We start from the raw sequence: 12,669 nt of genomic DNA, 5'->3' as shown, positions 1-12,669 counted from the left end.
GGTGAAACTGAACGGCAGTTGAAGATTGCGACAAGATCATGAAAAATTTAAAGAAACAGGTTACCATTGTTATTAACACCTCTGAATAGAAGTTTTATATGTCATTTCTAACCAACATTGACGTTGCCATTTATAAACATAAAGCGCTATACAATGCCTGCGAACCAGCCCAGCAATTGGTGTTAAAAGTACTCGCAGTAATAAATCTTCGATTAGGCCAAGCCAAACTGAGGCAGATTCTTCAAGAGTTGAGCCATAGTGATGTGTTTAATCGGATGAAATTACACAATGCATATACCAATGAGGTGCGCGATGCGTGGGTTGTGCAAGACTTAGTATCGGTGACCCAAGATGGCATTTTACTCACGCCCTATTTAGCAGACGAACTCACTCGCCAATCACTTAATGAGGGTTCATTTGAAGCCATCACTGAGATTGTTGAGCGTGTACATCCAATGATGTCGGCCTATTCATGGGGACGACCAAGTGTTAGTAATACTCAGCGCATGATTCGTGATAGTTTCTATCGCAATCAGTTTGAGCTGTGTAGTGAGCTATTTGAATTCAATAAAGATCCACAACAAGTGGATTCGCCAATTAATAATACGTTGATCAAGTTATGTTTTTATCCATTTAGACAACAAGAATTTCTCGCGATGCCGCCTCAAATGCAATATGTTGCTTTTGCGAGTTTATTACGTAAATTACGTGAAAATAACAAAGATCGCAGCGAAGTCATCGAATTATTAGCGACATTGAAAGACAAGTTGATAACACAAAATGATAATTTTAGATTGTTGTTGGCGGAGCAATATCTCTATCAATGTAATCTAGAGCAAGTAAAAGCGTTATTGGGCCAAGAGGGGACAAGCTACGGATTGCAACTCAATGCTATTCTGGCTGTTCTTGCTGGGGATACTCCAAACGCAATTGAATTATTTCAACAAGCACTGACCGCTAAAAATAAACTATCTCGGAGAAAACTCCAATATATCGGCGACCTTCACGGGCTATTTTATGCGTTCGCGCTATTAGAGCAAGGTAGCGATCAAGCGCCTGAACTGCTCAGTGTTTTTGCAAAGGAATGGGACAATCAATTAGAAGATCGGCGTCATGAAAGCGCTTATCAGCAAAGCTACGCTTGTTTGCATCGTTTTAACATGGTGTTATCAGGCCGCGCTAAGCAACTTGAGTTAAATGAACCATACTCTCATATTGATAATTACGCTTATCATATTTACGTCACCGTGTGTTGTTTGAGCTTAACCTGGGCAAATCAACGTCCCAGCGCCATATTTTTACGTCATTTAACTGAAAGCTGTCAGGTGTTCAGCGAAAATGGTGAAATATTATGGGCCAAACTTGCGGCTGATTTACTAGTAAGATTTCAACAGGCATTGCCTATTGAGCCATTGAGCGTTGTTTCATCTCACGATTTAAGTCAACTAATCCGTCGTAAAGAAAGTTGGGATTTAGCGTTAGAGCAGCTTATTGCTCTCGATAAACCTACCATTGAAATTAAGCATAAAGACCAAAAGCAACGTCTAATTTGGTTGTTGCAGCAAAGCCGCTATGGCAATGAGTTAGTTGCAAAAGAGCAAAAGCTTGGTAAGTCTGGTTGGAGTAAAGGACGTACCATTACTTTAAAGCGTTTAGCTCAGGAAATAGAAACCTTTGAGTACTTAACGCCACAAGATCACCGAATATGTCAGCAAATTAAAGGCATATTTTCGGGCGGTTATTATGGAAAACAACATTATGCGCTTACGGGCTATCAAGCGCTCAAAGCGGCTGTTGGTGCAACCAATGTCTATACCGAAGATGACTTAGCGGCGCCAGTGACCATTGGCGAACGTGAACCTGAGCTACTCATTACTAAAAATACTGATGGTTACTTATTGTCGATGAGTAATTTACCGAGTGATCTGGAAGATAGTGAACACAGTTATGCGTTAACGGAAATATCGAATAAATCCTATGAGTTAGTCACTTATCAGCATAAACATCGTCAAATAGCGGAGATCGTTGGGGAAAGTGGATTAATGGTTCCTGCTGCGGCAAAAGATAAAGTAATGCAAAGCATCAGTGTCATTGCACCAATGCTGAATATTCAATCTGATCTTGAAGGGATCAACACTAGTGTTGCTCAAATTGATGCTGACTCCACTTTGTTCATTAATATTGAACAGGCAGGTGAAGGGCTTAATTATCAAGTGCATGTTTTGCCGTTAGGTGCTGATGGCCCTGCCATTGAGCCTGGACAAGGCAACCCGACACTGTCATTAGATATTGGTGGAAAGCGCCAAAGTACGACCCGCAATCTTGATGCGGAGCGTCGTCAATTATTCGGGCTTTTCCAACAGGTCCCGCTATTTGAGCAAATGATCGAGTCACGTTTGTTGTGCGATCGATTAGATGAAGCGTTAGAAACGTTGCAAGCGTTAGAAAAGATTGTCAAAAATCCAGAGCACCACAATGGTCTGAGCTTGGTTTTGCAATGGCCTAAAGGGAAGAAGTTAACATTAACCGATCCGCAAGAAATGGCTCATTTGAAGCTTGCGATAACCAAGCAAAAAGAATGGTTCAATCTAGACGGTAAGTTGACCGTTAATGACGAGCAGGTGATTGAACTAAAACAACTAATGGCTTTGTTAGCACAAAGTGGTTCCCGCTTTATTAAACTCGATGAGCAGCAAGTGTTAGTGCTGACCAAGGAGTTAGCCCAACGATTGCAAGAAATCGAAAATATGACCCTTGATGGCAAATTTCACGCGATTGCTAGCCCGTTGATTGACGAGGTAACTCAAGGCATGCGCATGAAAACCCTGCATGCTTGGGAGCGCCAGCGAACCTTGCTAAAAGAAGCCGAACAACTTGAACCTCAGTTACCAACGACGCTGCAAGCTCAACTACGTGATTATCAAGTTGATGGTTTTGAGTGGGCGATGCGCTTAGCTCACTGGGGAGCAGGTGCTTGTTTAGCAGATGACATGGGATTAGGGAAAACGCTGCAGGCGATGGCGGTTATTGTGGCTCGTGCGCCGCAAGGGCCAAGTTTAGTCTTAGCACCAACGTCAGTGTGTTTCAATTGGCAGCAAGAAGTCGCCAAGTTTGCGCCGACGCTTAAGGTGCATATTTTTGGACACGATAGCAATATTGAAAAGCGACAACAGGTATTGGATAACCTCACTGCTTTTGATCTTGTGATTTGTAGCTATGGTTTACTGCAACGAGAAGGCGAAAAATTAGCAAGTGTGCAATGGCAAACGATAGTCGCTGATGAAGCGCAAGCCCTTAAAAACCCAATGGCTAAGCGAACACAAGCAGCGTTAGCGCTAAACGGCGCTTTTAAAATGGTGACAACAGGTACGCCGATTGAAAACAATCTTACCGAACTGTGGAGCATTTTCCGATTCATCAATCCTGGATTACTGGGCAGTCAAAAGCAATTTCACAAACGATTTGCACAGCTTATAGAAAGCAATAAAGACAGTGAAGCAGCTGCTAAACGCCGGGCTAGTTTCGGGTTGCGACAAATTATTGCTCCCTTTATGTTGCGTCGCTTAAAACAACAAGTGCTACAGGAGTTGCCTGCACGCACTGAAATCAATGTTCCCATCGAGCTTTCTGAGCAAGAAGTGACATTCTATGAAGCGCTAAGACGCCAAGCGATAGAAAACTTAACGCAAGAAGACGTTCGAACCGGGACAGCAACATATAAAAATGTTGGCAGAAATTATGAAGCTACGCCGTGCGTGCTGTCATCCTAGTTTAGTGATGCCGCAAGCCACTATCGAAAGCTCAAAATTAAAGGCGTTTGATAAATTAGTGGTTGAGTTAAAGGAAAACAATCATAAATGCTTGGTATTTAGTCAGTTCGTTGGACATTTGCAATTGCTGAAAGCGCGTTTAATCGCTAATGGTATTAGCTTTCAATATCTTGACGGTGCGACACCCAATAAAGCGCGACAACAAGCGGTTAATGATTTTCAAGCAGGGCACGGCGATGTGTTTTTAATTAGTTTAAAAGCGGGTGGCTCAGGACTTAATTTAACGGCGGCAGATTACGTAGTTCATATGGATCCATGGTGGAACCCTGCGGTAGAAGATCAAGCCAGCGATCGCGCGCATCGCATGGGGCAAACAAGACCTGTCACGATATACCGATTTATTGCTAAAAATACTATTGAAGATAAGATTCTTGAACTGCACCAACACAAACGTGATTTAGCTAATAGTTTGTTAGAAGGAAGTGATGATTTAGCGCGTGTTTCAACGGAAGATATGATGGCATTACTTCAAGAGTCATGGACGTCGTGAGCTAGTGTCACACTTGATACAAACTGATACATTTACAAAAATACTGATACGCAAATTCTTAGGCATTGTCGTTAGGATGAAAGTTCACAATAATACCAATTGCATTAAGTAAGTGATCTTGTTGTGCGTAGAGAAAATCAGCTAAAACAAGGCGCTCGATTGACTAATAGCTGGCTATTAGGATTGAGAGCAACGCCATTTTAGTTAATTTTAACAAGTACAAGTGGGCAAATATTTAATGCAATTGGTATAAGAATCAAGGAAAAACAATGAAACGACTACTGCTCTCTACAATGGTTGCTTTAGCGATGGCTGTGCCGACGGCTACTGCATTGGCTAATGACAACGATACTGAAAAAAAACAAAAGCCTACTGTCGAACATGAAAAAGAACACAAGCACACTCATAACCATGATGAACACGATCATAATTTTGATGTAAACATCAGCTTTGGTAATGACGATGAAGAAGATGATGGTGACAATAATTTGCGTGATGGCTTTTATTTAGGGCTAAGTGCAATTAGTAGTTTTGGTGACGACTTCCGCTTTTTGAATCACGATAATGGTGATGCTGAATTTGAAACTGATATCAGCGTTCGTGCGCAACTCGGTGGCTTCTTTATCGAATCACCGGGACTGAGTTCACGTAGAATTCATGGGCTTTATGCACCTTCAGCATGGGGTTTTAACTTCTTTAATGATGATATTTGGACGATGGATTTATTTTATGAAACGTCGGTACGCCACATTGAAGGATTGGAAGGGATTGAAAACCTACATCGTAGTAAACGTGGCGGTATTCGGGCAACGGGTTACTTTGAAGATAGCCAATTGCAAGTGATGTTTTCACCTTATAGTCCAGATAATGGCGACGAAGACGGTGTTGAAGCCTCTATTTCTTACAATATGGAATGGCAAGTTCGCAACGTGAGCTTATACACTGCGGTGGGGGCACATTATCGCTCTAAGGATGTCATTGACAGCTATTCCCATAAATTAACCGGTGACGAAGACTTTTCTGGTATGAGTTATTCAGCAGAAGTTGGCTTAGAATATCCATTGAGTACTGACTGGGTATTTGGCAGTTTCGTACGTTTTAATATACTGTCTGAGCGCACAAAGGCGGCTCGTAATGACAGCGTAGAAGATGGCACTCGTGCTGGCATCTTATTAACGTACGTATTTTAGGGGGTAGTATGAAAGCTTTATTTACACTGCTCTTTACCAGTTATTTGTTTGCTAATTCAGTTTCTGCAGCACCTGCAACACCTGAACCAACAATGAGTGTTCAGCCAGCGCACTGTGTTGCCATGAAACAAGGTAATCCGTGCTATATCACCGTAGAAATATCGTGGAACATGCACGACACTGGCCACTACTGCTTACATTCAACCATGCAGAAGCAGCCAATTCAGTGTTGGCAAAATCAACACGGTGGCCAAACAGAAATTGACATTAAAACCAGCAAAAATGTTGCTTTTAGTATTCGTCAATTTAATAACGAAACACCGTTGGCAAAGGGCTTTTTAAAGCTAGCTTGGGTTTACAAGAAAAAAGGTAAGCCACGTACATCGTGGCGCCTTTTTTAAGGAATCGAAAAATAACAATGGACGCACCACACATATTACTTGTTGAAGATGATATCGCTTTAGCCGAGTGGGTCGAAGACTATTTAATTGCACGTGAGTTTAAAGTCACTACCTGCCATCGTGGCGACGACGCCCTGGAGTTAATTAGATCGTTGCAACCAGATTTAGTCTTATTGGATGGCATGTTACCCGGCATAGACGGACTTGATGTGTGTAAAACTGTACGTCCTGATTTTACTAATCCTATAATCATGATCACGGCGCGTGATGAAGAAATTGACGAAGTGTTAGGTTTGGAAATGGGGGCTGATGACTACATGACCAAACCTATTCGCGCCCGTGCTTTATTGGCACGTATTCGGTTGGCATTGCGCCGTAGTGTGCCGAATCAATCGGATAACGTGATTGAAGCACCACGTCATGAAGTAATCTTAAGTGGCTTAACGGTAAATAGTGAAAGTCGCAGTGTGATGCTAAATGATGAGCCGGTGAAGCTATCATCTAATGAGTTTGATGTGCTGTGGTTACTGGCCAAACAGGCTGGCGAAGTGGTGTCACGTGAATCATTAGTGACGGATCTTCGAGGATTTGATTACGATGGTTTTGATCGTTCAATAGATTTGCGCATTTCGCGGCTGCGTAAAAAACTTGGTGATGATTCTGCTAACCCTTTTCGCATTAAAACGATTTGGGGCAAAGGTTATTTGCTGGCTAAGGATAGCTGGTAATTATGCGCCGTCTAATATTCTCACTCATTGCTGTTGTACTCATTGCCACTATCGGTTTGGGGTGGATGTTCGATAATGTTGTCGCAGAGTACCTTCAAGCGCCTGCGTCAACTCGTACCTCAAACGACGCCGTGAGTGAATTAGAGTCACTGGGTAGTCATATGGCGCAAACATTAGACAAACTACCTCAACCTAACGACTTTGTTGCGCAATGGCCAACGGCTGATTCACACCAAATGAAGTTGATTGCTGTCGATAAGTTTCCGCTGCCGCAACCACTTATGACAGATCTAATTGCTGGCCAATCGGTGATGTTAGAAACCGATGTCGGATTATCACTTTATTTTTTACTCAATAACCACCAACAATTGTTAGTGATAGACGCACCGCCGCTAATGACTAAACCCATTGATTCATCATTGCGATTGATTATAACCAGTGTGTTTTATCTGTTGATGATGATGTTAATGCTAGCGTGGCTTTATCCGCTTTTACGTCGCTTATTAAAACTGCGGTTAGTCGCCAAAGCTTTTGGTGAAGGAGATTTGACGCAACGGGTTAATGTAAGTTCAGTCACCTATATCCGTGATTTAGAGACTGAATTTAATCATATGGCACAGCGTATAGAGAGCTTAGTGAGTGATGTAAAACTGCTGAGCAATGCTGTATCTCACGACTTACGCACGCCGCTGGCGAGAATTCGTTTTGGGTTAGATACGCTTGCTGAAGAAGACGATCCTAAGTTGCGACAACGTTTTGAACAGCGTATCAGTGACAATGTTGATGAAATGGTTGAGCTGGTGGAAACGCTACTTAATTACGCACGCCTCGACCAAGCCATGATTAATCTTGAAAAGCGTAGTGTGTCGCTGACATCAATTGTTGCTAGCTGTATTAAGACTAAATCCGTCGATGACATGCACATTGAATTTGATGATTATGATGACATTCAAGTGTTCGGCGATCCCGCTTATTTGATGATCTTGGTGAATAACTTACTGCAAAATGCACTTAACTACGGTGAAAAACAGGTAATTATTAGCATCTCACAAATCGACGAAAGTGTTTTGTTATCGGTGAGTGACGATGGCGCTGGTATTCCAGAAGATGATCGCCAACAAATCATCAAGCCTTTTATTCGTGGTAATGACAGTGAACAGTCTGTGAAAGGTTATGGTATGGGACTGGCTATCGTGACTAGAGTTTTGCAATGGCATCAAGGTTCGTTAGCTATTGAGCAAAGTGAAAACCTTGGCGGCGCTAAATTTAGCGTACTGTTTTCTAAAAATAGCGGTTCCTAAAAATAAAGGCTTCAAACAATAAAAATTTTTTAACATTGGCAACCCTAGATACGTACATCTACTTGATGGACACCATAGGCTTTACCTTTATCGGTTAATGCGACACTTGATTGGGTTAGCTGTGCTTGAAGTTCATCATCTTTATCGTAGAAATTAAACGGCGTTGCTGTGCTATTTAGACTAATGGCTTCAATATTAGTATCGCTTAAAGCGCGCCAGCTCTCTTTACCATTGCTGTCTATTTGCCAAAGTTTTAGTGCGGAGAACTCGTCGTCTTCACGATCGATAAAGCCATTACCATTACTGTCTAGGGCGCTTAGGTCAGTAAAACCGCTACCCGACTGCGGGCCAAAGAGTTCACTGCCGTCATCGGCTTTACCATTATTGTTTTTATCATGCACCAAATAGCCTACATCACCGTCGAACATCGGTAAACTATCGATTACGCCATCAGAATTAATGTCAATATCGCTACTTTGCTCATTGAGCTGTCCAAGAGCCCGTGGACCAAATTGGACTAACAATGGATCTTTAAGTGTGATTGCAGGAATTTGAGACTGTGTCATCGACACACGCTTTTCAGATAATGATAATTCGAATGATGAATTAAATACCTGATCATTGATTTTATATAAGCCTGACGTTGAGTAATTAAGAGTTTGTGAATTGGTAATGGTATCCATAATCACAAGGTCTGAGTCTTGCGCAAATGATTGGCCAAACGCTTGAATGGACACAAACCCTTGGGTCTCAATGTCAGTGACGGAAATCGGTCTTTGACTTGTGATGTTGGCAAGTGAAGAATTTGAACCTGCTAACGATAGTTGATTGATAGCTTCGGCAAGCGCTTTGTTATCATCTTGGACTTCGATATCGAATATTGCCTCAAGTAGTATTTTATTTTGTTGTAGTTGGGGCGAAAGGGGGCGTTGATAAGTATCTGCTTCATCAACTGGCTGACTTGTGGATGTGGCCTTTGAAGTAAAGTCTACGATATCTAAAGCGATTTGCTGAGCGCCACTGCGTGATTGGTTTTCTGAATGCCTTGGATCATCAGCTTTAATTTCAATAACTTGTTGCCCACGAGTTTGTTGGGCTAAATAGTTGGTTTTTGATTGTTGACTAAGTTGTTCAATAGGCATGATCGATTCCTTGATATCTTGCGATAGATACTTATCGACCTTGCCTCTGATTTGTTGAGTAATAATTAAACAAACGATGTAACTAAATGTACATGCGCTAATTAATTACTTATCACTATCTAATTGAGCTAACGTAGCGATAATTTCCTTGGCGACGACTGCTGAAGACGCATAGTTTTGGCCAGTAATAACGCGTCCATCTTTCACCATAAAGGGCTTGCCTTGAGCACCTACTTTAAAATCTGCGCCATGTTGCTTTAAACGATGTGTCATATCGAATGGAAAATTCTTATAGTATTTTGCCTTGGTATTCTCAAATGCCGTTGGATAACCGCTGATCTTTTTACCTGATACCAAATATTTACCATCTTGTGTTTTTAAGTCTGCAATACCTGCTCTCCCATGACACACAGAAGAGACTATACCGTTGTACTTTTCGTAAATCTCCATGGTTATTTTAGCTATTTTAGCGTTGTCATGCACGCCATATACCCATGCTACTTGAAAATGCGAGTTTCAGAGCTCGGGTAGGACGCTAGTACAAGGCATGATTCTTAATTAATGGTTATTCCCTGATTATGAATCATAACGCCGTAATAGCTTTCTACCCGAACTCCCGCAGGGCAAGGCGATAAGCGACCAAATCCGTCGTTATAAAATATGGGTGGGGAATGACCACACCACCTATTTTATGCCTTGTCTTTGGCACGCTTCTCGACTTGCTGAATTCACGCATTTCCAGGTGGCATGGGTATACATTGCATTGCTGCCACCAACATAATGCACCGCACGATAGTTTTTAGGGGTAATTTCAGACGGAGACTTTGTGAATTCTAGCGCATTCATAAACTGCTCGTCATAAACATATTTCTTATGCATAGGCTTTGAGGTATCAATATAGGCTAGCGAGATAGCACCGCCGTCAGGACTCATGAAATCGACGGTATAGCCTGCTTTTTTAAATTCTTCATAAGCGTTTACTAACTCAGAGAAATTCGTTCCTGCTCGTATCTTGGAGTCGCCATGAAAATTGTGGCTAGAAACAATAAACAAAATGCGTTTACCGTGTTGATTAGATGCTTTACTCGACGCCGTTTTACTTATGATTTTCCATTGACCATTCAGTTTTTTGAGTAATACCATTAATTGCATTAAGTAAGTGATCTTGTTGTGCGTAGAGAAAATCAGCTAAAACAAGGCGCTCGATTGACTAATAGCTGGCTATTAGGATTGAGAGCAACGCCATTTTAGTTAATTTTAACAAGTACAAGTGGGCAAATATTTAATGCAATTGGTATTATTCCTGAAGGTGATACAACTAAATTAACGATGGAATTTTCAGGAACCTCAGAATCATGGTTTGTGAACTTAATGTCAAAAGTAATGTGTTTTTTCATGACCAAATCGATGATTAAGATGTTAGAGGCTGATTTATCTGATATTAAAGCGCATGTTGAAACGAACAATCATTAGTTGATTAAGCAGTGGGAATAGCTACTTAAATTGGCCACTGCCTAATACTCGTATTATCTAGATAACAGACACTTTGCCTTTCATGATTGCCCAATGGCCAGGGAAAGAGCAAAAGAATACATAATCGCCGCCTTTAGTAAGTTTGCTTGTATCAATTTCAATGATGTCTGATTGTCCGCCACCAATAATTTTTGTCGAAGCAATGACTCGTTTATCGTTATTAGGTAAATAATTGTTACTTAAACCTGCGGCCATACCTGTGTTAGCAATGTCTGTCATATCTGCAGATTTAGCCATCACCCAGTTGTGACCCATTGCATTGGCTGGCAGTTTACCAGTGTGCTTTAAGGTCAGTGTCACTTTTTTACAGCTCGAATCAATGGTGAGATTCGGTTGATTAAATTGCATTGCATCGTTGGCCTCAATGTCGATGGTACAGTTTGCTGCTAACGCAGTATTTGATAGCACAAGCATAGTTAAGCTTACTAGATATTTAGTCATAGTTGGTTTTCTCTTGTTGAAAATAATTCTCATTATTATGTTGTATTGTTGATATATCGTCCATTATTTTTTTAAAAGCACATAATTATTTGCACTATCGCAACTTTTATTTCGCGAAATCGAAATATCTATTGCTCATTAAAAACTAAAGTTGTTAATGCAAATGAGATCGATTATCATTTGTGGTAATGGTAATTTCATATCTTCAAGGAATAAACAATGAATTTTTTAATAGGTTTTAGAAATTTTCTTTTACGCGTGCTGTATCGCGTGACAAGACCGCTAATATTTTTAATGGAACCAGAAAGTGCCCATTACTCACTTAAGCGAATTGGTGTATTTTTAGGCAGCAACCCTTTGACCAAAGGGTTGACATCTTTATTATTTGACTATGGTAATAAATGTTTGAGTATTGAAGTCGACGGAATAAAATATCGAAACCCTATTGGCCTATCTGCCGGATTTGATAAAGACGGTGAGTTGACCAGTATTTACCCATCACTGGGTTTTGGCTTGGCTGAGTTAGGATCTTTTACTGGAGAAGTATGCCCAGGTAACCCAGGTAAACGCTTATTTAGAATGGTTAAATCTCGTTCAATCGTCGTATGGTATGGCCTAAATAACTTTGGTGCTGAAAAAATTTCTAAGCGTTTAACTAATGTTGATTTTGGTCGCTTACGGATCGGCATTAATGCTGCCAAGTCAAATGTTACGCCAGAATTTGAACTACAGGAATCTATTCGTGATTACCTGAAAACAATGACATTATTTAAAGATATTGGTGACTATTACACTATTAATATTAGTTGTCCGAATACACAAGACGGTGAACCCTTTGTTGATCCTGATAATCTTGATGCATTACTTATCGCTGTTAATGAAAAGATTCGCCCTATTTCAGACAAGCCTATTTACCTTAAGTTGGCAGCTGATATGTCTTTAGCAGAAATTGATACAATTATAGATGGCGTGTTGAAACACAAATTAGAAGGGGTTGTGTTAACTAATTTGGCAAAACCAGAAGGAAACAATGAGCATATCGCCGCGGAGTACCCAACGAACTTGGGGCAATTACCTAAAGGCAAAGGTGCGATGAGTGGTTTACCATTACAACGTATTTCAACGAATGTAATACGTCATGTTTATCGTAAAACTAGCGGTAAAATAACTATTATCGGTGTCGGTGGTATTTTTACTGCAAAAGATGCTTACGAAAAAATCACGTCCGGTGCTAGTTTGTTACACATGATCACCACGATGATTTTTGATGGTCCGCAAAATATCAGCGAAATCAACCGCGGATTAGTGAAGTTATTAAAAGAAGACGGCTTTATCTCGATTGAGCAAGCAGTTGGTTCACGCAATCCATTGCCAATTATTGCTCAACAAGACAATGTGCAAGCTGGTAAAGACGATAAGGCTGCGTAAGATGTTTGAGCAGATTGCCGCCAGTTTACCCCCAGAAATTTATCAAGAATTTCGTCGTGCTCTCGATTGTGGTAAGTGGCGCAATGGCAATGCCGTTACAGATAAACAGCGATTAACTTGCCAGCGAGCCTTGTTCTTTCACGAACTTAATTGTACAAATTACTATCATTAAACCTTAGTGGGTA

The 12,669-nt window shown here is 41.0% G+C and carries 12 protein-coding genes; 8 read left to right on the top strand and 4 right to left on the bottom strand.

The window, feature by feature from the left end:
* Window positions 1-98: 98 nt before the first annotated feature.
* From ACMAZF_RS17735 to ACMAZF_RS17710, 6 genes are all read left to right on the top strand, one after another.
* Window positions 99-3,770 (top strand): DEAD/DEAH box helicase, encoded by a 3,672-nt coding sequence (locus ACMAZF_RS17735; RefSeq protein ID WP_435275052.1) that lies wholly within the window; start codon window positions 99-101, stop codon window positions 3,768-3,770.
* The gene (locus ACMAZF_RS17730; RefSeq protein WP_435275051.1) at window positions 3,724-4,320 is read left to right on the top strand and encodes a DEAD/DEAH box helicase; all 597 of its coding nucleotides are present in this window, start codon (window positions 3,724-3,726) and stop codon (window positions 4,318-4,320) included. Before ACMAZF_RS17735 ends, ACMAZF_RS17730 begins: the two co-directional genes overlap by 47 nt.
* A gap of 269 nt (window positions 4,321-4,589) precedes the next feature.
* Entirely contained in the window at window positions 4,590-5,510 is a 921-nt protein-coding gene (locus ACMAZF_RS17725; protein ID WP_435275050.1) for a MipA/OmpV family protein, read from the top strand.
* An 8-nt stretch (window positions 5,511-5,518) separates the two neighbouring features.
* Window positions 5,519-5,911: a DUF3019 domain-containing protein gene (locus tag ACMAZF_RS17720; RefSeq protein ID WP_435275049.1), complete on the top strand. Its 393-nt coding sequence runs from the start codon at window positions 5,519-5,521 to the stop codon at window positions 5,909-5,911.
* Between the two features lie 17 nt (window positions 5,912-5,928).
* Window positions 5,929-6,639 (top strand): response regulator, encoded by a 711-nt coding sequence (locus ACMAZF_RS17715; protein WP_435275048.1) that lies wholly within the window; start codon window positions 5,929-5,931, stop codon window positions 6,637-6,639.
* A 2-nt stretch (window positions 6,640-6,641) separates the two neighbouring features.
* The gene (locus ACMAZF_RS17710) at window positions 6,642-7,940 is read left to right on the top strand and encodes an ATP-binding protein (protein ID WP_435275047.1); all 1,299 of its coding nucleotides are present in this window, start codon (window positions 6,642-6,644) and stop codon (window positions 7,938-7,940) included.
* A 44-nt stretch (window positions 7,941-7,984) separates the two neighbouring features.
* Here ACMAZF_RS17710 and ACMAZF_RS17705 read toward each other — a convergent pair whose 3' ends face one another.
* The 4 genes from ACMAZF_RS17705 to azu form a co-directional block, all read right to left on the bottom strand.
* Window positions 7,985-9,082, bottom strand: coding sequence for a hypothetical protein (locus tag ACMAZF_RS17705; RefSeq protein WP_435275046.1), 1,098 nt, complete (start codon window positions 9,080-9,082; stop codon window positions 7,985-7,987).
* A 105-nt stretch (window positions 9,083-9,187) separates the two neighbouring features.
* Complete coding sequence (locus ACMAZF_RS17700; RefSeq protein ID WP_435275045.1) at window positions 9,188-9,532, bottom strand: hypothetical protein; 345 nt, start codon at window positions 9,530-9,532, stop codon at window positions 9,188-9,190.
* 234 nt (window positions 9,533-9,766) lie between these two features.
* Window positions 9,767-10,234, bottom strand: a complete 468-nt coding sequence (locus tag ACMAZF_RS17695; protein WP_435275044.1) for a hypothetical protein — start codon at window positions 10,232-10,234, stop codon at window positions 9,767-9,769.
* Window positions 10,235-10,612: 378 nt separating this feature from the next.
* Window positions 10,613-11,056, bottom strand: a complete 444-nt coding sequence (gene azu / locus ACMAZF_RS17690; RefSeq protein WP_435275043.1) for an azurin — start codon at window positions 11,054-11,056, stop codon at window positions 10,613-10,615.
* A gap of 219 nt (window positions 11,057-11,275) precedes the next feature.
* Here azu and ACMAZF_RS17685 point away from each other — a divergent pair, with 219 nt between their 5' ends.
* Both ACMAZF_RS17685 and ACMAZF_RS17680 read left to right on the top strand, forming a co-directional pair.
* Window positions 11,276-12,484 (top strand): quinone-dependent dihydroorotate dehydrogenase, encoded by a 1,209-nt coding sequence (locus ACMAZF_RS17685; RefSeq protein WP_435275042.1) that lies wholly within the window; start codon window positions 11,276-11,278, stop codon window positions 12,482-12,484.
* Window position 12,485: 1 nt separating this feature from the next.
* Window positions 12,486-12,656 (top strand): DUF1315 family protein, encoded by a 171-nt coding sequence (locus ACMAZF_RS17680; RefSeq protein WP_435275041.1) that lies wholly within the window; start codon window positions 12,486-12,488, stop codon window positions 12,654-12,656.
* Window positions 12,657-12,669: the final 13 nt, after the last annotated feature.

Source organism: Psychrobium sp. nBUS_13, from assembly GCF_051201665.1.
In the GTDB taxonomy this organism is placed as follows: domain Bacteria; phylum Pseudomonadota; class Gammaproteobacteria; order Enterobacterales; family Psychrobiaceae; genus Psychrobium.
The sequence above is the reverse complement of the archived record's forward strand: the minus strand, read 5'-3'. Positions and strand labels throughout refer to the sequence as shown.

Bases quoted from the DNA above. Each gene is read 5' to 3' on its own strand.
- ACMAZF_RS17685 (WP_435275042.1), top strand. From the start codon at position 11,276: ATGAATTTTTTAATAGGTTTTAGAAATTTTCTTTTACGCGTGCTGTAT.
- azu (WP_435275043.1), bottom strand. From the start codon at position 11,056: ATGACTAAATATCTAGTAAGCTTAACTATGCTTGTGCTATCAAATACT.
- ACMAZF_RS17730 (WP_435275051.1), top strand. From the start codon at position 3,724: ATGTTGGCAGAAATTATGAAGCTACGCCGTGCGTGCTGTCATCCTAGT.
- ACMAZF_RS17720 (WP_435275049.1), top strand. From the start codon at position 5,519: ATGAAAGCTTTATTTACACTGCTCTTTACCAGTTATTTGTTTGCTAAT.
- ACMAZF_RS17735 (WP_435275052.1), top strand. From the start codon at position 99: ATGTCATTTCTAACCAACATTGACGTTGCCATTTATAAACATAAAGCG.
- ACMAZF_RS17695 (WP_435275044.1), bottom strand. From the start codon at position 10,234: ATGCAATTAATGGTATTACTCAAAAAACTGAATGGTCAATGGAAAATC.
- ACMAZF_RS17680 (WP_435275041.1), top strand. From the start codon at position 12,486: ATGTTTGAGCAGATTGCCGCCAGTTTACCCCCAGAAATTTATCAAGAA.
- ACMAZF_RS17715 (WP_435275048.1), top strand. From the start codon at position 5,929: ATGGACGCACCACACATATTACTTGTTGAAGATGATATCGCTTTAGCC.
- ACMAZF_RS17725 (WP_435275050.1), top strand. From the start codon at position 4,590: ATGAAACGACTACTGCTCTCTACAATGGTTGCTTTAGCGATGGCTGTG.
- ACMAZF_RS17710 (WP_435275047.1), top strand. From the start codon at position 6,642: ATGCGCCGTCTAATATTCTCACTCATTGCTGTTGTACTCATTGCCACT.
- ACMAZF_RS17705 (WP_435275046.1), bottom strand. From the start codon at position 9,082: ATGCCTATTGAACAACTTAGTCAACAATCAAAAACCAACTATTTAGCC.
- ACMAZF_RS17700 (WP_435275045.1), bottom strand. From the start codon at position 9,532: ATGGAGATTTACGAAAAGTACAACGGTATAGTCTCTTCTGTGTGTCAT.